This window comes from Tumebacillus amylolyticus, assembly GCF_016722965.1.
Lineage (GTDB): Bacteria > Bacillota > Bacilli > Tumebacillales > Tumebacillaceae > Tumebacillus > Tumebacillus amylolyticus.
This window is the reverse complement of the sequence record NZ_JAEQNB010000003.1, coordinates 129,929-149,712: the sequence shown is the minus strand read 5'-3', so window position 1 is coordinate 149,712 and position 19,784 is coordinate 129,929. Positions and strand designations below refer to the sequence as shown.

22 protein-coding genes are annotated in these 19,784 nt (G+C 56.3%); 8 read left to right on the top strand and 14 right to left on the bottom strand.

The window, feature by feature from the left end; genetic code table 11:
- Positions 1-24: 24 nt before the first annotated feature.
- Positions 25-1,344, top strand: a complete 1,320-nt coding sequence (locus tag JJB07_RS10700; protein WP_201634811.1) for a purine/pyrimidine permease — start codon at positions 25-27, stop codon at positions 1,342-1,344.
- A gap of 15 nt (positions 1,345-1,359) precedes the next feature.
- On the opposite strand, the gene JJB07_RS10695 is transcribed toward JJB07_RS10700, so the two are convergent.
- The 7 genes from JJB07_RS10695 to JJB07_RS10665 form a co-directional block, all read right to left on the bottom strand.
- Complete coding sequence (locus tag JJB07_RS10695; RefSeq protein WP_201634809.1) at positions 1,360-1,854, bottom strand: hypothetical protein; 495 nt, start codon at positions 1,852-1,854, stop codon at positions 1,360-1,362.
- A gap of 121 nt (positions 1,855-1,975) precedes the next feature.
- Complete coding sequence (locus tag JJB07_RS10690; protein WP_201634807.1) at positions 1,976-2,275, bottom strand: hypothetical protein; 300 nt, start codon at positions 2,273-2,275, stop codon at positions 1,976-1,978.
- Between the two features lie 78 nt (positions 2,276-2,353).
- On the bottom strand, positions 2,354-2,827 hold the full coding sequence (locus JJB07_RS10685; RefSeq protein ID WP_201634805.1) for a MarR family winged helix-turn-helix transcriptional regulator: 474 nt from the start codon (positions 2,825-2,827) through the stop codon (positions 2,354-2,356).
- Positions 2,828-2,851: 24 nt separating this feature from the next.
- Positions 2,852-4,576, bottom strand: a complete 1,725-nt coding sequence (locus JJB07_RS10680; protein WP_201634803.1) for a DHA2 family efflux MFS transporter permease subunit — start codon at positions 4,574-4,576, stop codon at positions 2,852-2,854.
- 15 nt (positions 4,577-4,591) lie between these two features.
- Positions 4,592-5,239 carry an HlyD family secretion protein gene (locus JJB07_RS10675; RefSeq protein WP_201634801.1) on the bottom strand — a complete coding sequence of 216 codons (648 nt, stop codon included), beginning with the start codon at positions 5,237-5,239 and terminating at the stop codon, positions 4,592-4,594.
- A gap of 138 nt (positions 5,240-5,377) precedes the next feature.
- Positions 5,378-6,130, bottom strand: coding sequence for an SDR family NAD(P)-dependent oxidoreductase (locus tag JJB07_RS10670; RefSeq protein ID WP_236588011.1), 753 nt, complete (start codon positions 6,128-6,130; stop codon positions 5,378-5,380).
- Between the two features lie 94 nt (positions 6,131-6,224).
- On the bottom strand, positions 6,225-7,163 hold the full coding sequence (locus tag JJB07_RS10665) for a metal ABC transporter substrate-binding protein (RefSeq protein WP_201634799.1): 939 nt from the start codon (positions 7,161-7,163) through the stop codon (positions 6,225-6,227).
- A gap of 177 nt (positions 7,164-7,340) precedes the next feature.
- Between JJB07_RS10665 and JJB07_RS10660 the strand changes: the two genes are divergently transcribed.
- Both JJB07_RS10660 and JJB07_RS10655 read left to right on the top strand, forming a co-directional pair.
- A complete protein-coding gene (locus tag JJB07_RS10660; protein ID WP_236588010.1) occupies positions 7,341-8,528 on the top strand; it encodes a class I SAM-dependent methyltransferase in 1,188 nt (395 codons plus the stop codon).
- A 4-nt stretch (positions 8,529-8,532) separates the two neighbouring features.
- Positions 8,533-9,150 carry a uracil-DNA glycosylase family protein gene (locus JJB07_RS10655; RefSeq protein WP_201634797.1) on the top strand — a complete coding sequence of 206 codons (618 nt, stop codon included), beginning with the start codon at positions 8,533-8,535 and terminating at the stop codon, positions 9,148-9,150.
- Positions 9,151-9,171: 21 nt separating this feature from the next.
- Here the strand turns inward: JJB07_RS10655 and JJB07_RS10650 are convergent, their stop codons facing one another.
- The 5 genes from JJB07_RS10650 to JJB07_RS10635 form a co-directional block, all read right to left on the bottom strand.
- Positions 9,172-9,942 (bottom strand): LamB/YcsF family protein, encoded by a 771-nt coding sequence (locus JJB07_RS10650; protein WP_201634795.1) that lies wholly within the window; start codon positions 9,940-9,942, stop codon positions 9,172-9,174.
- A gap of 31 nt (positions 9,943-9,973) precedes the next feature.
- Positions 9,974-10,951 carry a 5-oxoprolinase subunit C family protein gene (locus JJB07_RS10645; RefSeq protein WP_201634793.1) on the bottom strand — a complete coding sequence of 326 codons (978 nt, stop codon included), beginning with the start codon at positions 10,949-10,951 and terminating at the stop codon, positions 9,974-9,976.
- The gene (gene pxpB / locus JJB07_RS24005; RefSeq protein WP_283809102.1) at positions 10,948-11,634 is read right to left on the bottom strand and encodes a 5-oxoprolinase subunit PxpB; all 687 of its coding nucleotides are present in this window, start codon (positions 11,632-11,634) and stop codon (positions 10,948-10,950) included. Before pxpB ends, JJB07_RS10645 begins: the two co-directional genes overlap by 4 nt.
- Before the next feature lie 92 nt (positions 11,635-11,726).
- The gene (locus JJB07_RS24000; protein ID WP_236588009.1) at positions 11,727-12,176 is read right to left on the bottom strand and encodes a hypothetical protein; all 450 of its coding nucleotides are present in this window, start codon (positions 12,174-12,176) and stop codon (positions 11,727-11,729) included.
- The gene (locus JJB07_RS10635; RefSeq protein ID WP_201634789.1) at positions 12,173-13,093 is read right to left on the bottom strand and encodes an RluA family pseudouridine synthase; all 921 of its coding nucleotides are present in this window, start codon (positions 13,091-13,093) and stop codon (positions 12,173-12,175) included. The genes JJB07_RS24000 and JJB07_RS10635 overlap by 4 nt, the downstream gene beginning before the upstream one ends.
- Positions 13,094-13,215: 122 nt before the next feature.
- Here JJB07_RS10635 and JJB07_RS10630 point away from each other — a divergent pair, with 122 nt between their 5' ends.
- Positions 13,216-13,629 (top strand): thiol-disulfide oxidoreductase DCC family protein, encoded by a 414-nt coding sequence (locus JJB07_RS10630; protein ID WP_201634787.1) that lies wholly within the window; start codon positions 13,216-13,218, stop codon positions 13,627-13,629.
- On the opposite strand, the gene JJB07_RS10625 is transcribed toward JJB07_RS10630, so the two are convergent.
- The gene (locus JJB07_RS10625) at positions 13,626-14,207 is read right to left on the bottom strand and encodes a hypothetical protein (protein ID WP_201634785.1); all 582 of its coding nucleotides are present in this window, start codon (positions 14,205-14,207) and stop codon (positions 13,626-13,628) included. The two genes, JJB07_RS10630 and JJB07_RS10625, sit on opposite strands and share 4 nt — an antisense overlap.
- 91 nt (positions 14,208-14,298) lie before the next feature.
- A complete protein-coding gene (locus JJB07_RS10620; protein ID WP_201634783.1) occupies positions 14,299-15,771 on the bottom strand; it encodes a methyl-accepting chemotaxis protein in 1,473 nt (490 codons plus the stop codon).
- A gap of 128 nt (positions 15,772-15,899) precedes the next feature.
- Between JJB07_RS10620 and JJB07_RS10615 the strand changes: the two genes are divergently transcribed.
- From JJB07_RS10615 to JJB07_RS10600, 4 genes are all read left to right on the top strand, one after another.
- Positions 15,900-16,358: a GNAT family N-acetyltransferase gene (locus JJB07_RS10615; RefSeq protein ID WP_201634782.1), complete on the top strand. Its 459-nt coding sequence runs from the start codon at positions 15,900-15,902 to the stop codon at positions 16,356-16,358.
- Positions 16,359-16,469: 111 nt separating this feature from the next.
- Entirely contained in the window at positions 16,470-17,498 is a 1,029-nt protein-coding gene (locus JJB07_RS10610) for a CotS family spore coat protein (RefSeq protein WP_201634780.1), read from the top strand.
- Positions 17,499-17,518: 20 nt separating this feature from the next.
- A complete protein-coding gene (locus JJB07_RS10605) occupies positions 17,519-18,583 on the top strand; it encodes a CotS family spore coat protein (protein WP_201634778.1) in 1,065 nt (354 codons plus the stop codon).
- A 17-nt stretch (positions 18,584-18,600) separates the two neighbouring features.
- Positions 18,601-19,731, top strand: coding sequence for a glycosyltransferase family 4 protein (locus tag JJB07_RS10600; RefSeq protein ID WP_201634776.1), 1,131 nt, complete (start codon positions 18,601-18,603; stop codon positions 19,729-19,731).
- Positions 19,732-19,784 lie beyond the last annotated feature (53 nt).

The following is a 19,784-nucleotide window of genomic DNA, read 5'->3' as shown; positions in this document are numbered from 1 at the left end:
AGAAAAAAGGAGGGGGAGAACCCAATGAAAGACACCTTAGAAAAACACCCCCAAGGTCCGTTACTCTGGTTGCAAAGCGTGCAGTGGATGGTTTTCTTGCTCGCCAACACGATTGCAGCTCCCATTGTCGTCGGAGCGGCGTTTGATCTGTCGACAGGCGATGTGTCCTCGCTGGTGCAGCGGATGTTGCTCGTCAGCGGCGGCGTGACGCTGTTCCAGTTGTTCTTCGGCCACCGCTTGCCGCTGCTTGAAGGAGCGGCCGGTATGTGGTGGGCGCTGTTCTTGACGTTGGCGGCGGTTGCGACTTCGGGAGATAAAGGCGCGGTGCTGCAACAATTGGAGATGGGCTTGCTGGCGTCGGGCGTTGTGCTCGTCATCCTGAGCCTCTTGCCGATCATGGCACGGCTTCGCGAGTTGTTCACACCTCTGGTCACCGGGGTCTATCTCATCTTGCTCGTCGTCTCGCTGACGGGCTCGTTCTTCAAAGGCATGCTCGGCGTCACCCGAACGGGAGAAATCGATGGAGAAGTGGCGGTGTTGTCGCTGATCGTCATCTTGCTGGTGCTGATCCTCTCGCTCAAGGGACGCGGGCTTTGGAGGAGCATGGGCCCGTTGATCGGCATCGGATCGGGTTGGATTCTGTTTGCGATTTTCGGCTTGATTCCGTCAAACACCAACGCCGAACCCACCCCGTGGTTTGCGTTGCCGAAAGCCTTCGACTGGGGGATGCCGGCTTGGGACACAGGGATCGTCCTGACATCGGTCCTGACCGGGCTGATTCTGATCTCCAACGTTGTCGCTTCCATCCTCGTCGTGGCACGTACGCTGGGTGTGGACGTGACGGCGGACACCTATCGTCGTGGTTTGCTTGGCAACGGGATTGGCGCGGTCCTCTCGGGATTGCTCTCGTGTATCGGCCCCGTGCCGCTGTCCGTTTCGGCGGGCTTCATCTCGACGACGGGCATTCGTTCGAAGCGTCCGTTTCTGATCGGGGCGACGTTGGTGTTGGTCAGTGGGTTTTTCCCGCTGGTCGGGAACTTTTTTGCGACGTTGCCGTCGGAAGTGGCGTATGCGGCGTTGTTTGTGCCGTTTGCGCAGATGATGGGCTTTGGGGTGCGCGATCTCATGTCGCTGATTCCCAGCCAGCGGAATTTGCTCGTTATCGGGCTCTCTCTGATGGTCGGCGTCGGCGTGATGTTCCTCCCGCCGTCCGCATTCGCCTCACTCGCTCCGTGGCTTCGAAGCGTGGTGGCCAACGGCCTGCTCGTCGGGTTGATCCTCTGTCTGCTGTTGGAGCACGTCATCTTCCGGGAGACGGAAAAAAACAATCCTGCCTCGTCTTGAGGCAGGATTGTTTTTTCATGGAAAGGAAACACCGAACATCCGCAGCTCCGGCGATTTCTCCGTTGTCGTCGCCAGCAGCGTGCCTCGGAAGCGAATCCAAGAGGCGGGCGTGCTGAGTTGGAGCAAGAGCGCGTCGGGTTGAATCTGTCGGTACTCGGTCCACGTCCGTCCGTCCACGGAGGTGCTGCACTCCAGATTCAAGGAATCGTCCGGGGTGGGGAGGTAGATCATTCTCAACAGACGGATGGTTTGAAAGGAATGGTCCACATGTTGCGGGATGGTCTCGAACATCCCAAATCGTTGTACATCTCCAAATGCGGGTGGCACTTCGGTCGAATCGTCCAGCGTTAGAGCGCCGGTGGAGAGAAACCGCACATTCACGGCGCGGTCAAGGGTCAGGGGATAAATGGTACCTGTGTCCACGAGGGGAGACGAGGTTGTCGAGGTGGTTCCGCATCCGCTGAGGAGAAGCGTCAGTCCCACGAGGGCAGATACATGCAATCGTTTCATATCCATCTCCTCATTTTTTTATACACTTATATTCTATCACTAATCACTTACAATCGGGAACGAATTTTCATACATCAACACGAAAAAAACCGCCTCCATGACCGGAGACGGTTTTTTCTGATTACCAGTAGTAGCCGCCGTACCCCCAAGGGGAAAACGCGGCTGCCGTTGCAAGAGCGACAAATGGAAGGAACAGAAGCGGGAAGAATACCGCCTCCCCTTCGATTGGTTGATGGCCGTCGGCGTGTTGTACGGTCAGTTCGTCGGTGCGGCCTGCAACGCCACTGTAGGGTTGGCGTTGCAGGTAGACACCATCGTGAGTCACGCTGTGGAGAACCCCATAATGGCGGGTGCCGTCATGACAGGTCAAGCACACGTGGCGACCGATGTGTTTGCGAAGCTGGCAAGGAGAGAGAGCCATATCGAACATGCTCCTCCTTTCTCATAGGATTTATGATATCCTACGAGTCCCTTGTCCGTCTTGCTCTGGGCATCCGACTCATTTTGACGGTGTCGTCTCGTCCTCACCACGGATTCGGGCGAGCATTTGGCGTTGAACACGCATCATGGTCTGCAAATCTTCCTCCGGCAATTGCAACGCGAACGACATACGTTGCAAGAACACCGACGTTTCCGGGTTGAACGCTTCACGGACTCGCTCGCCTCCCGCCGGGGAGATGCGCAGTTCCAAATGGCGGCGGTCGCGTTCGGAGCGTTCCCGAACCAAAAGTTCGGTTTTGACCAGACGGTCGACGATTCCGCTGAGCGTGCTCGCGGAGAGTTGCATCGTTTCGGAGAGTTGTTCCAGACCGCCAAGCGGGTTGTTGGCGACTTCAAACAGGACGATCAACTGCTGTGTGGTGATGCCGACGCGTTCGGCGTCCTGTCCAATCAGCTTGTACACTTCCTTGTTGAAGTCGCGCAAAGGAATGGAGACGGCCTTGATATTTTCTAAGTTGGGGATCTTGATCATCGCAAAGCCTCCCAGTAGGAGCTGTTACGCTTCATGATACCGCTCTACGGGCGGTGAAGCAACTTCCGGGATGGTGCTTTTCGGGATGCTGCGACGGCGGATGAAGACTGCAAATACCAGCGCAACGGCCGTCATACCGGTCCCGACTACAAATGCGTCGTTGATGCCTTGAATGGTGGAGTTTTTTACAACGAGCCCGTACACCACACTCGACATCGTCTTGCCCATCTGAGTGAACTGCTGGACCAGGATCGGGTTCGTTGAAGTGAGCTCGTTGGAGTACGCCGCCGTGTGGAAGAGGCTGCGGTTGGACATGACGGTGACGAGCAACGCCGTGCCAAGCGAGCCTGCCACTTGTTGCATGGTGTTGGAGATCGCCGTACCGTGGCTGTTGTAGCGCGCCGGTAGTTGGTTCAACCCTTCCGTCGTACAGGTCATCATCATCAGCGCAAGCCCGATCATGCGAATGCAGTTGACGAACAAGACATGGCTGTAGGAAGTGTCGGCTGAGAGATGGGTGAATTGCCACGTTGTGATCACGGAGATCAACAGACCGGCGACGACCAAGGGTCGAGCACCGATTCGGTTGAGCAAGCCGCCGGCAATCGGTGAGAACACGCCCATCAGCACGGCGCCCGGCAAGAGCAGGAGGCCGGATTCGACCGGCGAGAACCCGCGGATGTTTTGCAAGTAGAGCGGCAGGAGGACCATCGCCGCCATCATCGACATGTACATCAGCGAAGAGACGGTGACTGTCAACGTGAACACGCCGTAGCGGAACGGGCGCAGGTCGAGCATCGGTTGCTCAGCGGTCAGTTCCCGCCAGACGAACAGAATCAGAGAGATGATCCCGACGGTAATCGGCAGGGTGACTTCCCAAGAGGACCAGCCTGCCGAACCTGCTTTGGAGAAGCCGTAGAGCAAGCCGCCGAAGCCGAGGGTGGAGAAGACAAAGCCCGGTGCGTCGAACTTGTCCTTGGCGCGCTCTGTGACGTCACGCAGCCAAGCAATCGCCAAGAACAGGTCGATCAGCCCGATCGGAATGACGAGGATGAACAAGAGACGCCACGAGTAGTTCTGAACGAGCCAGCCGGCGAGGGTCGGACCGATCGCCGGAGCGAAGATCATGACGATGCCCATAACCCCCATCGCGACACCGCGACGTTCGGGCGGGAATACGGTGAGAAATACGGTCATCATCAACGGCATGATACAGCCCGCACCCGCTGCTTGTACGAATCGACCGATCAGCATGATCGTAAAGCCAGGTGAAACGGCGCAGATCAACGCGCCGAGTGTAAACAGGGAGATGGCGGCGATGAACAGATTGCGCGTACCGTATCGACGAATCAAGTAGGACGTCAACGGAATGGTGACGCCGTTCATCAGCATGTAGCCGGTGATCAGCCATTGAATCGTCGTGGCGGAGACGCCGAGGTCGTTCATCATATGCGGCAATGCGATATTGAGCAGAGATTGGTTCAAGATCGAGACGAACCCGCCGAGCAGGAGCACAGCGAGGATTTTCCCGATAGGCAGGGATGCTCGGTCGATCGTGCCTGTCGAAGTTGAGGCCTTCTCGACAGGAGGGTCCTGAACAGATTGCGAAGCTTGCAGAGACTGCGATTCAGCTTCGGGCTCGTCCATTTTTGAGACCTGTGCGTTTGCGCTTTTTCGGCGGACGAGCAGGTTTGCCGCCAAGAGGACGAACACGGCAAACGCGCCGTATCCGATTAGAAATGCGGACATTGAGTTCACCCGCCTCTATTTGTGGATGCGAACGGTCGTGTTCATACCGGGCGCAAGATCGAGCCCTTTGTAGCCGTCGAGTGTGATCGTGACCGGGATAACTTGCGTCACTTTGGTGTAGTTGCCGGTGGTGTTGGAGCTTGGCAGCAGCGAGAACGTGTTCGCCGTCGCCAAACCGACGGTGCTGACTTTGCCCTTCAAGGTGGTGCCGTTGTACGCATCGACGTACACATCAACTTCTTGACCCGCTTTGACGTCGTTGATGTCGGTTTCCTTGACGTTTGCGGTCACATGCAGTTGGTCGAGGTTGAACGCGTACGCAAGCGGCATGCCGGCTGCGACGAAGGAGTTTTTGACAGCGCTTTGCGTGACGATGGTGACCGATTCCGGTACGGTGATGTCGACACGACCCTGAGCAGTTTCAACGGCGCCGATTTTTTCACCGGCCGAGTAGGACTTGCCGAGCTCGCCGTTCCATTCGACGAGTTTGCCTGCAACTGGCGGAGCGATGGAGACGGATTGACCGTCGACTTTGGCATTGTCTGTGGATAAGTAGTTCACCGATTGATTGTAGAAATAATACCCGGCGAATCCGCCGCCGACCAAGACGATCAGCAGGACGATGTTGAGAATGATGATGCGACGAAAGCTTTGAGCGGTCATTTTGTTTCTCTCCTCTTTAAGAACGTTTCGAATAAGAACTTTTTGAGTACGAATCCTTCGCATACGAAATATTATACGTTTCGTAGAACTCTGTCAACAAAAAAAGCCAACTCTTCCATTGAAGAGTTGGCTTTCTCCTTACAGATCCATCAACGATCCGCCGTTGACGCTGGTGTAAGATCCCGTCATGTATTTCGAATCGTCGCTGGCGAGGAACGCGATGACTTTCGAGAGATCATCCGGCTGACCGAGACGGCCGAGCGGAATGTTTGCGGCGATCGCTTGGCGGGCTTCGTCGGTGTAGAACGAAGTTGCGTCCGTTTCGATCAGGCCGGGTGCCACGTTGTTGGCGGTGATGCCGTAGGGGCCGACTTCCTTGGCGACGTAGCGCACGAAGGAGTTCAGACCGGACTTGGCGGTGCCGTGTGCGATGAAGCCCGGGGTGACGTTTTTGCCTTGGCCGCTGGTGATATAGATGAGACGGCCGGACCGTTGTTCTTTCATAACCGGGAGGACGGCTTTGGTCAGGAGGAACGCGGCTTTCAGCTCGTTGTTCAGTTTGTCGGAGAACTCGTCCCAGGTCATGTCTTCGAGCGGCTTGCGGACGAAATTCATGTTGGCGTTGCTGACGAGGATGTCGAGGCGTCCAAAGTGGGTGAGAGTTTCGTCGATAAGTTTTTGAACGTCCGCTTCCACGGTGACGTTGGCTTGGACGGCGTGAGCGTGACCGCCGGCTTTTTTGATTTCTTCGACAACCTCTGCGGCGGCCGCCGCGTTGCCGACGTAGTTGACGATGACGTTTGCGCCCTGTGCGGCGAGTTCCTTGGCGGTGGAGGCTCCGATGCCGCGACCGCCGCCGGTGACGATGGCGGTTTTGCCTTGCAGTTTCAATTTAATCTACTCCTTTATCTTACGTATTTCTTATTATCATAGGCTAGAGGAGCGAGAGAATGCAAGAGATTGTGTCGGCACCGGGGAGTCTCGCTCACCTCGGCGGGATCAAGAGTGATTTTTTCAGCGCTTCCAAGTTGCGTTCCATCACCGTCACATAATCCATGTGTTGCGCCTGCTCTTCTTCGGACAAGCCTTCTAAAGGGTCGAGCACGGCGGTTTCGCATCCAATCTCCTGTGCGACCATCTCGGCGATTTTCGGAGAGACGAGAGATTCGAAGTAGATGACCGGAGTTTTGCGGTCTCTCGCGATCTTGACCACATCCGCTACCTGTGTCGTGGTCGGTTCGATGTCTGGGTTCAAGCCTGAGATCGGAATCTGTTCAAGGCCGTAGCGTTTCGCCAAATAGCCGAATGCCGAGTGGGACGTGACGAAATCCTTGCGGGGGGCGTTGCTCGTCACATCACGGTAGGCGTTGTCGACGTCCTGTAGTTGACGGATGTACGAACCGGCATCGTCTTGGTAGTGCGCGGCGTTGGCGGGATCGAGATCGGACAGGGCTTGCTGGATGACTTTGACCTGTTGTTGAGCCAGCACGGGGTCGAGCCAGACGTGTGGGTCCATCGGATGCTCGTCGGATCTGTCCGTATGCTCCTCTTGCTCTTGACCATCGAGAAGCGGCAATCCTTTGGAGGCTTCTACAACTTTCAAATTGTCGCGATGCAAGCTCTGAAGTGTTTTGTCCACCCAGCCTTCGAGCCCGGCTCCGTTGTAGACGAAGACGTCCGCATTTTGAATTTTGATCAAATCTTGGGGCGTCGGCTCCCAGTCGTGCGGCTCGACGTTGGCGGGGATCAACAGCGTCACATCGGCGCGATCTCCTGCGACATGCTTGGCGAAGTCGTACATCGGGTAGAAGGTGGTGACGATCTTCAACTTATGTGAGGCTTTGGCATCTGTCGAGGTGGTACAGCCGGTTGCAAGCAGAGCGGTCAACGCCAAGAGGCTGATGACTTTTTTCCATCTATTCATATGAGGAAGCGACCTCCTAGATAAGAATGATTTTGATTTGCGTTGTTTGTAGCATACTGGAAGAGGCGGTGCTTTGTAAACAGGAATATTTCCGATTTGCCTATTCTTGTGCAAGTACCCAAGTTCGGGTAAGCTAAGGCAAGGTGAAAAAAGATCGAATTTGAGGTGACCGCACTCATGGCAGAAATACAATGGCCGTTGGTACATACGCTCGTCTCCGAACTGGAAGCCGCGAGCATTTCGTATATGTTGGTAGAAGAGTCCGCACTGTGGGCGCAAGGTGTGGAGGGGATTCTGCCCGCGAAACTCACCATTGAGATTCAATGGGATCAGTTTCCGGACGCACGAGACCTGTTTACGAAGTACGACCCGCGGGAGGACGAAGGCAAGGGCTGGTCAAGCCTGTCCTTCACACTCGACGGCGTATCGGTTGAGATACTCTGCCGCTACAACACGGTGATTGTCACCAACATTGACCGCTGGAGCGTCGTCCACGACGGGCGCAAACTGTACGCCAAGTCGTTCGACTTCTACCGTCGCGAGTGGGGGCCGGATGACCCGCGCACGGCGAAGATCACGACGTTCCTGCGCAACTTGCAGAGAGAGCACAGCCGGATCAATGAAGAAGCGTGGAACCAAAGCACGTACGACGCTTGGGTTCACCGCTACGGAACGCCGGCAACAGCCGCCGCTTGGATCAAAAAAGACCCGGAAGCCCGCCTCTCACCGCTGAACGAGTATCTCGGCGATCTCAAGGGGAAAAAAGCGGTCAACCTGCTCGGCTCCCACGGTGCAAAAGGAGTCGCGATGGCATTGCTCGGAGCCGATGCCGCCGTGATGGACATCTCCCGTGAAAACGCCGCCTACGCGCTCGATGTTGCGCGTGAAGCGGGCGTGGAGCTGAAGTACGTCGTGTCCGACGTGCTGGATTTGCCTGCTGAGGAATTGAGCGGGGAGTATGACGTGGTGTTGATGGAGTTGGGCATCCTGCATTACTTCATTGACCTGTTGCCGCTGGGGGTTGTGGTTCGTGAACTGTTGAAGCCGGGCGGGAGATTTGTCTTGCACGATTTCCACCCGATTTCCACGAAGCTGATCACGTCGAAGGGCAAGAAGCACAAAGTCACGGGCAACTACTTCGAAAGCGGCTTTGAAGAAGCGGACGTAGCCTACAGCAAACACTTCCCCGACAACCGTGAGTTGAAGAAAGTTCGCCATCGCAAATGGACGCTCGGCGAAATCGTCACCGCTTTTGCTCAGGCGGGGCTGGTGATTCGCGTGCTCAGTGAGGAGCCGAATACAAAAGTGGACGACATCGGACTGCCCAAGACGTTCACGATGGTTGCGGAAAAAGCGGGGAAGTGACTGCATGATAACGCTCACTGAAATGTTTGAGAAAGTCGCGAGAGACTTTCGCGTGCCGGACCTGATTCCACAGAACGCCCGCATGGTGTTCCTCTTGGAGAGCCCGCACACACAAGAGCTTCTGCACGGCGTTCCTGTCGCGGGTCTCTCGGGCGGTTCGATGGCGAAGCACTTGCTCGGCGTCAGCGACAAACTCGGCCCTGTGGTCAAGTCGGACCCTGAACGCTATGGCATCGGATTGATGAACGTCTGCTCGATTCCCATGCAGACAGCCGCTTATGAAAAATACCCGCAGTTGCGCCCCGAGGCGTACGGAGGTTTTTTCCCGACGTTGGAAGGCTTGCGAGCCGGTCGGAAAAAAGGCGTAGAGCTCTCCGACTGGGACGAACTCCAAACCTTGATCTTGGACAATCTTCGAAGCCGCCTGCAAGCTCTCACGAATCGACGCCTCACCCTCGTTCCCTGCGGAGCCTTCGCCCAGAAATACTTCAAACTCGCAGGGGTCACTTCTCCAAACTGGCGACTCCTCGCAGACGTTCCGCACCCGTCCTTCAACAATTGGGACAAGGAACGGTACCGAGCCAAAATCGAGGAAGTAAAAAAAGCATTCACCCTCTCGTGAGGGCGAATGCTTTTTTTCAGCTTACATCTCTTGCATACGAAATCCTTCCACCAAAATGTCTGCCGCTTCCAGCCGGTCACGAATTCGGCGTGCGAAGTCCAGCGCATGCGGGCCGTCTCCGTGGAGGCAGATCGTGTCGGCTTGGATGGTGACGTCCTCGCCGGAGAGAGCGCGGACTTTGCTTTCCATCACCATGCGCAAGACCTGCTCCACCGATTGCTCGGGGTCTGTCAGCAAGGCATGGGGGTGACTGCGCGGCGTGAGAGTGCCGTTCGCTTGGTATGTACGGTCGGCAAACACTTCATGCGCCGTTTGCAAGCCGATGCGTTCAGCCGCCTTGACCAGTTCGCTCCCCGCCAATCCGAACAACATCATGCTGCCGTCGAGGTCGTACACCGCTTCGGCGATGGCTTCGGCAAGTTTGCGGTTGACGGCAGCCATGTTGTAGAGCGCCCCGTGCGGCTTGACATGTTGAAGGCTCGCCCCGCAGGCGCGAACGAAACCGCCGAGTGCTCCGATTTGGTAGACGGTCATGTCATACGCTTCACGCGGCGTGATGTCCATCTTTCGTCGTCCAAACCCTGCCAGGTCAGGCAATCCGGGATGGGCACCGATCCCGACGCCTCGTTGCAGGGCCATATGAACGGTGCGGCGCATCGTGGCGGGGTCGCCCGCGTGGTAGCCACAGGCGATGTTTGCCGAAGTTACGACAGACAGAATTTCTTCGTCATTTCCCAAGGGATACACGCCGAAACTTTCTCCCAAGTCACAATTCAAATCGACACGATACATAGCTTGTGGTCCTCCTCCGGTTGGCAATGTTTTAATGGAAATGAGCCAAGGCAAACCGCAAGGAAGTCAGGGCGGCCTCCCTCGCGAGAAATAAGGCATGAGCTTCCGATAAGGTGATTTCTTGAAACCGCACAGAGTCTCCCGGCTTCAATTGTGCAGCCAGCGGGAGGTCTACCGCCGCGACCTGTGCGATCTTGGGATAGCCCCCCGTCGTCTGGCGGTCGGCAAGCAAGAGGATCGGCTGGCCCTGCGGAGGCACTTGCACGGTGCCGAACGTCACCGCTTCGGAGATCATCTCCTGAGTTGTCTCGACCTCAAGCGGGGTCCCTGCCAACCGACAGCCCATGCGATCCGATTGCGGTGTCACGGAATACGCGCTTTGAAAAAAACGTTCCCGGCACGCCTGCGAGAACGTCTCAAACTGGTTGCCGGGGATCACGCGCAGCACGGGACTCGGCGAATAAGGGGGTAAGAGAGCGGGCGAGAGGTACCAAGAGGCCGTCTTCGCATCACTTGATGAGAGCTTTTGCAACATTCGTGATGCCCACGCAGACGCTCTACCCGTCCCGACAACATCGCCATCCTTCATTGCCCGTCCTAGCCCGCCGCGCAGATAGGTGCTTCTGCTCCCCAGAATTACAGGCACATCCAACCCGCCGGCCAACGCCAGATAGGCACGGCATCCGAGACGCGGCGCTCCGAATTCAAGTATACTGCCTCGTGAAACCGATACGGGACGCCAAAGTTTCACAGCAGTACCATTCAGCGTGGGCGATAAATCAGCGCCACATACTGCGATGAGCCTATCCTTCAGAAATTCCAACCGTGGCCCGCGCACTGTGATTTCAACCCCTGCCGCGCCCTCCGAATTGCCGACGAGCAAGTTGGCGACTCGCAAGGCAAACGCATCGACGGCTCCGCTGACCACGACACCTTGGTTCTGGAACCCGGTTCGTCCTAAGTCTTGCACCGTCGTGAGCAGGCCCGCACGCAGCACGCGCAGGCTCATGGAGTCTCGCCCTCTTGCCAAGCTTGAAACTCGTCCACGGTCACCGCTCGAAACTTCACGCGGTCGCCTCCTTGCAACAAACTCGGACGCTCAGACTCGGGACGGAACAATCGCACGGGAGTTTGCCCGATAATCTGCCAGCCGCCGGGTGTTTCCAATGGATACACGCCCGTCTGTTTGCCCGCTATGCCGACCGATCCGGCCGGAATTTTGATGCGCGGGGTCGATTTTCTCGGCGCCGCGATCTCTTCCGGCATCCCGCCCAGATAGGGGAAGCCGGGTGCGAAACCGATCATATAGACAAGGTACTCCGCATTGGTATGGAACTTGACGACTTCTTGCACATCCAGCCCGTTTTGCTCCGCCACAAACTCCAAGTCCGGCCCGAATTCCCCGCCATAGCAGACGGGAATCTCGACCACACGCGAAGTCGGCGCAGAATTCGCGGGACGGGAATGGAGCGCTTTTTCTACATAGGAACAAACTTGCTCGTAGGACGAAACGTGCGGGTGATAGAACACCGTAAGCGTCGTGAACGCCGGAATCATCTCCCACATCCCCGGGAACGGCCGCGCCTCCAGCTCCGCCGCCAGCGCCGTCACCTCATAGAACGTCTCTTCCCGAATCTCCATCCCCAAGCGAACCAACACCGCCTGCTCACCCAAGGGCTCGAAGTTTACCAAATCCGTCCACCTCCTTATAAGTTTAGCATAGCAAAAAAACGAGCGGGCGTCTTTATCAGGAATTTCACAGGGGTACAAAAAAAGCCCACAGTCTATGACCGGGGCTTTTTCTTGCTTTTTTTCGACGGGGGCATGGGCGGGAGCGGTTGCGGGTTGTTCACGGCGTCGAGCGTCTTGCGCACGACTCGCATGATCAACAGCGTGAACAGCGAAGCGACAAACCCGACGACCGACAACAGCGTGGCGGTCGTCAGGGTTTCGTTGTTGAAAATTCCCTGGGTCTTGAACGCTCCCCATACCAAGCCGAGCGCCAAGTACGAATACAGGAACATCGTGACCATTCCCCAATACATCGCCCGTTGTTGGTACAGCAGAATGCCGATGATCCCGCCAAGTACCGCGATGGTCGCCGGGTTGACGAGCAGAGCGGAAATCAAGGGGAGATTGCGCGGCGGGGAGTCTGTGAAATGGTTGTAGCCGATGAGAGCGAACAGAATGGGGAGGAGGACGATCAGCAAGACGATGAGATAGCGTTTTTTCATTGGTCTTTCACCTTCCGTAGCAAGTCAGCGAAGTCTTCCGGCTCCGGCGCTTGAATTTCCAACGTTTCGCCCGTAATCGGATGCGGGAAGCGGAGGAACTTGGCGTGCAGAGCTTGTCTTTGAATCAAATCGGTCCGCCCGCCATACAGCTCGTCGCCGAGAATCGGGTGTCCGAGATGGGCAAAATGCACGCGAATCTGGTGGGTACGCCCCGTGCGCAAGGAGGCTTGCACCAGCGTCGCTTGTGCGCCGAAGCGCTCCACCACGCGGAAATCGGTCTGCGCGGGCTTCCCTGTCGCCGAAACGCGACGGCGGGTCGCATGGTTGCGGTCGCGGCCGATCGGGGCGTCGACGGTGCCGTGGTTGACCCGTATGTATCCTTGCACCACTGCCCAATACTCGCGCTTGATCGCGCGCTCTTGGAGCATGGAGTCGAGCAATCGTTGCGCAACCGCATGTTTGGGAAACAGGATCGCGCCCGACGTTTCTTGATCCAGACGATGCAACAGACGGACCCGCGTCTCCAAGCCCTGCATCTGGAAATGCCACGCCAGCGCATTCAAAAGCGAGCCTGTCTCGCCTTCGTCGTTGGCATGGACTTTCATCCCAACGGGCTTGTTCACGACAATCAAGTGGTCGTCTTCGTAAAGCACCTCAAGATCCAGCATCTCCGGTTCGATGCCATACGGCTCGTCCGGGAACAGCAGACAGCGCACGCGGTCGCCGGTTTTAACAGGATCGTGGAGTGAGGCAAGGTCTTTATTCAGCGCGAGGCGTTCGTCCTGCGCGAGTTGTTCAATCACCGTGCGGGGCAAACCGACTTCACCCTCCAAAAACGAGAGCATCGTCCGCTCGGTCTCAACACGTGTACCCTTGGCGCGAATCTCCAGCCATGGGCCGATTTTTTCTGCATGCATGGTGTTTTACCCCGTCTTTCCAAGTGGTTTGGCACAAATTCTATTGTACTCCAATCTTTTTTCGAACACAAAAAAACCTTTATGCTATGCTAGGAGTAAGCCCTACCTAGGAGTTGATCCCTATGAAAGTGGTATTCGACGGACACTGCGGCATCTGCCAAGCGACGATGCTCCGACTGTTCGAGATGTTCGGCACGCAAATTGAGCCGGTGGACTTCCGCACGTACAACGATGTCGCAGAAATCCATCCCGACTTGCGTGAGGACGCATGCAAAGCCCGCATGCACGTCATCAAAAACGGCCGTGTCTTCGGCGGGGCCGAAGCGGCCGTGCAAGTGATGCAACTGCACAAACTCTACCGCTGGCCGACCAAACTCTACTACATACCGCCGATCGGCTGGCTGTCCGAACGCATCTATAACTGGGTCTCGCGCAACCGCTTCAAGCTCTCCAAATGGCTGGGATTGAAAGTTCCGGAATGCACCGACGCCTGCTCCATTCACCACGCGCCCAAATCCAACAAAAAAAGGGACTAGCGATTCTGCAAGTCCCCCGGTCGGATCACACGGTACCGCCGTCCCTTGATATGGATCGCGACATAGAGATCATCGCCAGCGCTCTGCGACATGCGGATCGCGTCAATCGTATGTTGGAAAAAGTACCACGGCAACCGCTCGCCCTCCTGCTCGACGAGAGACAAGAACTGCGGCAACTCCTCTTGGGTCAAATACCCGTAGCGGATCATCGTCATGGGGGAAATCCCATGGTCGAACAGGTAGCGACCGTGTGTGAGATAACCCCAATAGCGTTTGAGCAAGCTCTTCTTGGGCAGTCGGCACAGCGCATCGTGGTAGTCGATCTGATAGTCTTTGTCGTCAAAAAAGTTTCGGCAGCTCGGAAGCACCTGCACGATCTGGTTCAAAGCTTCGTTGTAGAGGTCTTCAGCGAACAATTCATGGTAGAGCAAGCCGTCTTGGATGACGGCGCGGCAGATCGTCAAGAGTTCCGGGTCGTGCTCCAAGGCAGGTTGTATCTTGTGCAACAGGCCCTTGTCGTTGGACCCGATCGCTTCATATAACTCCCCGAGTCGAAACGAGTAATAATAGATACTCATCGCACGTCACCCCCTTTTGTTCCAGTATAGTCAAAAAGCCCCTGCTCAAAAATACGTTTTGGGCGGGGGCTTTTCTGCGTCTGGTGTAAGTTTAGGATTGGGTCAGTTCCCGGAGTCGAAGCGTCAATTGCTCCAACTCCGTATAGCTCGCCACGACTTCTGCAACGTGACGGTTCTGTTCTTCGATGTTGGCGAGAATTTCTTCGACGGAGGCGGCGTTCTGCTCCGTCATGTTGGCAATCGCGCCGATCTCGCCGGCGATCTGCACGGAGGATTCCTGCAGATGTTGGTTCATCGTCTCGACGTGTCCTGCTTGTTGGACGACACGGGTGGTGTTGTCTTGGATCTGACCGAAGAACTGCGACACGCGCTTCATCGCCACTTGCGAAGTCGAGACGGCCGTTTGCCCGCTCTGGACTTGGCTTGCGACTTCGGCGGTCTTGGTCTGAATCTCATGCAGGACGGCGGCGATCTCCTTGGTCGATTCCAGCGAGTTCTCCGCCAAGACGCGGACTTCATGGGCGACGACGGAGAAACTGCGGCCTTGCTCACCGGCGCGTGCCGCTTCGATGGCGGCGTTGAGGGCCAGCAAATTGGTTTGCGCGGCGATCTTGTCAATCGATTCGACGATGTCGGAGATGCGCTGGGTCTGTTTGTTGAGATCGCCGGTAATCTGAACGGTGACGTCGATGATCTCATCGACGTTCGCCATCTCCCGAGAGAGGGTGGCCATCTCGCGGCTTCCCGCTTCGGTGACATGGGCGGTCTCGGCAGACAGTTCGCGCATCGTCAGCGAGGCTTGGTTGGCAGATGTTACGCGTTCGCCGACCGCTTTCATCGAGTCGGAGATGTCTGTGACGCTCTCGGCTTCCAGTTCCACCGAGCGGGCGATGACGGTGAAGGTGGCGGCGACTTCATCGGAGATGCTGCGGGTGACGGTGATGTTCTCGCGCAAGTTCTCGGAGAACTGGGTGACGATCCCGACCGAATCTTTGATTTGGTGGAACAGGTCTTCGATGCGGGTCTTGACCTCCATCGCTTCGGTGTGTTTCTGGTCGATTTGCTTGCGCAGTCGCTCCGAAAACACGCAGGAGAACACCAAGAGGACGGTCACGAGCAAGATGAAGGAATGCAAGGTCTGGAGATCGGTGTCCGCAAACGCTTTGAACATCGTATCGCGGTAGTTCATCCAGAAGTACTGCGTCATCCCCAATCCCAAAGCTCCGGAGAGCACCAAGGGACGCCAGTTTTGGTAGAGGGCGACGGCGGCGAGGTTGTAAAAAATCAAGAAATAGTTCGTGAAGCCTTCGGTCATCGTCACCATCGTGAACGTGACATCGGCACACATAAGCGCGACGAGGAACATGATCTTCGTCGTCAACACACGGCGCCAGTTCAAGATCGTGAGCAACACGGAGTTGAAACCGCCGACCGCAAGCAAAATCAGCGTCGGTTTGAGCGGCATGTGCGCGGCAAAAGAGCTGCCTACGCCCAAGAGCAAAGAGAACCACATGAGGTTGGCGAGCAGTTTGTTGCGCTTATGAATGATTTCCAGGTGTTCCATCCAGGGGTTACCTCTTTCTGTCTCGGAATGTATACTCGATGTTAGTAGGACTATTCCTTACAGGGTAGGGGTTTTTCCTGCCGAAACAAGCAGTAACAAGAAAAATTTTTTTCAAAGAAGGGTTCTAGATGATTAAACAACTTGACATTCAACTGCATGAGAACGCCCAAAGGCTTCTTGCGCTACAAATTCCTTCCTATTTAATAGAAGCAAAATTGATAGACTTTGACGGCATTCCTCCTCTGCATGACACGGTGGAAACGCTGATGGCCTGTGGCGAGACGTTTTTTGTTTACGAGAGGGACGGACGCTTGGCGGGGAGCATCGCCTGTGAGCGAGAGGGGGACGTTCTCGTGATCTCGCGGATGATGGTTCATCCGGACTTCCTTCGCCAAGGGATCGCTCGCAAGTTGCTTAGGCACCTGCAAGCGGTGTCAGACTTCACAACGGGCTTGCGCGTCTCCACCGGATCGCGCAACACACCGGCGTTGCAACTCTATAGAAGCGAGGGTTTTCGAGAGACAGGGGAGCGCGAAGTGGCTCCGGGCGTCTTCATCACGTTCTTGGAAAAGGGCTCCTGCACGTAAGCGTGCGAGGAGCCTTTTTTCATGGGCGGCGATGGGCGGACGCCTCACGTTTTCGTGGGCGGCTACATAGGCTAGGGTGGAAATACTCAACGGGTTGAGGAGGGACTTCACTTGGCAAAGAAAGAAAGTGTGACATACGATCTGAGCGATGTGATTCCGGGGGTGGATCTGCGCGAGCTGTACGGGTTCGAGGTGTTGAGCGCCAAACCTGTGCGCGCCGTCGTGCGCATCGAGACCGATCAAGGGGTGTTCGCCCTGAAAAAAGTCTCCCACAAGCCGGAGAAGCTGCAATTCATGTTCGAAGCGCAAGAGCATCTCTGGAACAACGGATTCCAGACCTTGCCGCGCTTCGTGAAGACGGTGGATGGCCGTCCGTTCGTGGATCTCGGAGAGGAACTGTTGTTCTTGAACAACTGGCTCGACGGTGAGGAGATGAATGTCAAAAGTCGGGAACAACTGATCGAAGTCGTGGAGGTGCAAGCGAAACTGCATGCCGCGTCTCGCGGGTTCAACCCGACGCTGGATGCATCGATCAAAACCCGCTGGGGCGGTTGGATCGAGCGCTACGAAGACCAGTTGAACGACATCCTCGTCTGCTACGATCGCATGAAAGACCAAGAGCCGCGCAATGAGATGGAAGCGGTGTTCCTCGAAACGGTCGAGCCGATGTTGGAGATGTCCCGCAAGAGCGTCGAGTTGCTCAAGGAATCGCCATACCTTGACGTCCTCTACCGCGAGCGCGGGCAAAAAGGCTTCATTCACGGCGACTTCACCTACCACAACTTCATCCGCACGCCGGAGGGCGTCATGCAGGTCATCGACTTCGACTACTGCGCTCATGAACTGCGTGCGCACGACTTCGCCCGCTTCCTGCGCAAGATGCTGCGCCGTGCCGACTGGAACCCGGAAGTCGCCGAGACGATCCTCAAGACCTATCATGCGATCGACCCGTTGTACGCAGACGAACTGCAAGTGCTCAAAGCGATCCTCTACTTCCCGCAACGCTACTGGCGTGCCGTGGAGCGCGGGTTCCTCTCGCATCGCTATTCGCCGGAGGGTGCTGTCAAGAAAATGCGTCAGGAAGTTGCCAAACTGGATGAATGGAAGAGCTGTTTGGACGTCTTCCCGACCTCCCTGTAGAGAGACGGGAGGGGACTTCAATGGGGGAACAGACCACGATCTCGCAAGCGCTGGTAGAGAGCGGATTTGCGCCGGAAGTGCTCGATGCGTATGGATTTGACGTGTACGACGCCGAATCAGTGCGCAAGGTGGTGCGTTTGAACACGTCCCTTGGCATCTTGGCGCTCAAAAAGTTCAAACTCTCCGACGAGGAACTGGACTATTCGCTCGCTGCGATGCGCCATGTCAAGGAACAAGGCTTCGAGGTGCCCGGCCTGATTCCGACCCGCGACGGCCGCCTCTATGTGACTCTGGAAGATGCGAAATATTTCGTCATGGAGTGGCTCCAAGGTCGGGAGAGCAAATACAGCCACATCCATGACCTGGCGTTGTCTGCCCGCGGCTTGGGAGATTTCCACAAAGCGACGCGCGGGTTTACGCCTCCGTCGTCCTCACGCCTTGCAGGCAAAGAACAGTGGGGGTCGTGGACGGGACACTTTTTGGAGCGCATCGAAGAGCTGAGAAATTGGCAGGTGCAAGCGGAGCAGGGCGGGACGCCGTTTGACAACATGTATGCGGACGTGGTCGCATATGGTATCCAAGAAGCGACGCGGTCTGTGGAGCTGTTGTTGTCGTCTCGGTACGAGGAGATTTCCAAGCTGGAACAGGCAGAGCAGGGCTTCTGCCACCACGATTATGCGCATCACAACGTGTTGATCACGCAGGAGAACGGTCAGCCTGGAATTGCGATCATCGACTTCGATTATTCGATCTCCGACATTCGCGCCCACGACCTCGCTTCGTTGATCCTGCGCAACATGAAAAGCGACAAGTGGGATGCCCGCACGGCCTTTTTTATCCTCAAATCGTACTTTGAACGCGCCACTCCGCACGGGGGGGAAGAACGGCTGCTGCATGCGATGATTCGCTTCCCGCAGGACTTGTATGAAGCGGCACGGTATCATTTTGTGGGAAAAAACCGACCTGCCGACGTGCTGGAATCGCGCTTGCGCAAGTGGGCCGAACAAAAGCATCGCCGTGAGCGGTTCTTCCGCGACTTTGAAGACGGAGCCCGCTATGTGCTGGAACAGGGGAAGATCCGCTGACGTGAAGGAGTGACACGATGAAGATTGGCGTAGACGCACGAGGAGCAATCTGGTATCGAGGTACGGGCATCGGAACCTACACGTACCAGTTGGTCAAGAATCTTCACATGCTCGACAAGCAGAATCAATATCGGTTCTTCTGGCCGGGTGACGAATATAAAAACCTCGACCCGTCGGTTGACGAGGTGTTCAATTCGATTGAACGGAGCAAGGATAAGTTCTGGGAGGAAGTTCACATCCCGATGAGCGTGGAGCAGGAGCAGATCGACATCTTCCACGTTCCGCAAAACGGCATCGGCCTGCCTGCGAAAAAAGGCTGCTTGAACGTGGTCACCGTCCACGACTTGATTCCGTATATCTACCCGGAGACGGTCGGGCGCGGGTATCTCAAGATCTTCTTGAACGAGATGCCGCGGATCATGGAGCAGTCCGACTTGGTCATCACCGTATCGGAGCATTCCAAGCGGGACATCCAGCGCATCTTCCAACTGCCGGATGACAAAGTCGTCGTCACGTATGAAGCGCCGGAAAGCGTGTACCGTGAGATCGACAAGGCAGAGGCGCAGAACTACGTGCAGGAGAAGTTTGGCATCAACTCCCGCTATATTCTCTACATCGGCGGATTCTCACCGCGCAAGAACGTCAAAGGGCTGATCAATGCCTTCTACGAAATTCAGCACGACATCCCCGCCGATACCAAATTGGTGCTCGTCGGCAAGGAAGCGCGTGATTATGACGATACGATGATGCTCGTTGAGGCGTTGCGTTTGCAAGACAAGGTCGTATTCACCGGATTTGCGCCGGTGTTGGAACTTCCCTATCTGTACGCGGCGGCGAATCTGTTCGTCTATCCGTCGTTCTACGAGGGCTTCGGTCTGCCGCCGCTTGAAGCGATGGCGTGCGGCACGCCGACGATTACCTCGAACACGTCTTCGATCCCGGAAGTGACAGGGGACGCCGCGTTGCTGATCAACCCGCATGATATGTACGACCTCGCCGGAAGAATGGTGAAAGTTCTCAACGACGAGGACTTGCAAGCCAAGATGCGTACCGCAGGGTTGCAACAGGCTTCGAAGTTTACGTGGCAGCGATGTGCGCAAGAAACAATGGCTGCGTATCAGAAACTTTTTAACCGCACCAAAGTGTAGGAAAAAAAACAGCGCCTCTCTCGGGGGCGCTGTTTTTATTAGAATAAATATAA

Coding starts and splice junctions, on each gene's coding strand:
- JJB07_RS10700 (WP_201634811.1), top strand. CDS start 25: ATGAAAGACACCTTAGAAAAACACCCCCAAGGTCCGTTACTCTGGTTG.
- JJB07_RS10695 (WP_201634809.1), bottom strand. CDS start 1,854: ATGAAACGATTGCATGTATCTGCCCTCGTGGGACTGACGCTTCTCCTC.
- JJB07_RS10690 (WP_201634807.1), bottom strand. CDS start 2,275: ATGGCTCTCTCTCCTTGCCAGCTTCGCAAACACATCGGTCGCCACGTG.
- JJB07_RS10685 (WP_201634805.1), bottom strand. CDS start 2,827: ATGATCAAGATCCCCAACTTAGAAAATATCAAGGCCGTCTCCATTCCT.
- JJB07_RS10680 (WP_201634803.1), bottom strand. CDS start 4,576: ATGTCCGCATTTCTAATCGGATACGGCGCGTTTGCCGTGTTCGTCCTC.
- JJB07_RS10675 (WP_201634801.1), bottom strand. CDS start 5,239: ATGACCGCTCAAAGCTTTCGTCGCATCATCATTCTCAACATCGTCCTG.
- JJB07_RS10665 (WP_201634799.1), bottom strand. CDS start 7,163: ATGAATAGATGGAAAAAAGTCATCAGCCTCTTGGCGTTGACCGCTCTG.
- JJB07_RS10660 (WP_236588010.1), top strand. CDS start 7,341: ATGGCAGAAATACAATGGCCGTTGGTACATACGCTCGTCTCCGAACTG.
- JJB07_RS10655 (WP_201634797.1), top strand. CDS start 8,533: ATGATAACGCTCACTGAAATGTTTGAGAAAGTCGCGAGAGACTTTCGC.
- JJB07_RS10650 (WP_201634795.1), bottom strand. CDS start 9,942: ATGTATCGTGTCGATTTGAATTGTGACTTGGGAGAAAGTTTCGGCGTG.
- JJB07_RS10645 (WP_201634793.1), bottom strand. CDS start 10,951: ATGAGCCTGCGCGTGCTGCGTGCGGGCCTGCTCACGACGGTGCAAGAC.
- JJB07_RS24000 (WP_236588009.1), bottom strand. CDS start 12,176: ATGAAAAAACGCTATCTCATCGTCTTGCTGATCGTCCTCCTCCCCATT.
- JJB07_RS10635 (WP_201634789.1), bottom strand. CDS start 13,093: ATGCATGCAGAAAAAATCGGCCCATGGCTGGAGATTCGCGCCAAGGGT.
- JJB07_RS10630 (WP_201634787.1), top strand. CDS start 13,216: ATGAAAGTGGTATTCGACGGACACTGCGGCATCTGCCAAGCGACGATG.
- JJB07_RS10625 (WP_201634785.1), bottom strand. CDS start 14,207: ATGAGTATCTATTATTACTCGTTTCGACTCGGGGAGTTATATGAAGCG.
- JJB07_RS10620 (WP_201634783.1), bottom strand. CDS start 15,771: ATGGAACACCTGGAAATCATTCATAAGCGCAACAAACTGCTCGCCAAC.
- JJB07_RS10615 (WP_201634782.1), top strand. CDS start 15,900: ATGATTAAACAACTTGACATTCAACTGCATGAGAACGCCCAAAGGCTT.
- JJB07_RS10605 (WP_201634778.1), top strand. CDS start 17,519: ATGGGGGAACAGACCACGATCTCGCAAGCGCTGGTAGAGAGCGGATTT.
- JJB07_RS10600 (WP_201634776.1), top strand. CDS start 18,601: ATGAAGATTGGCGTAGACGCACGAGGAGCAATCTGGTATCGAGGTACG.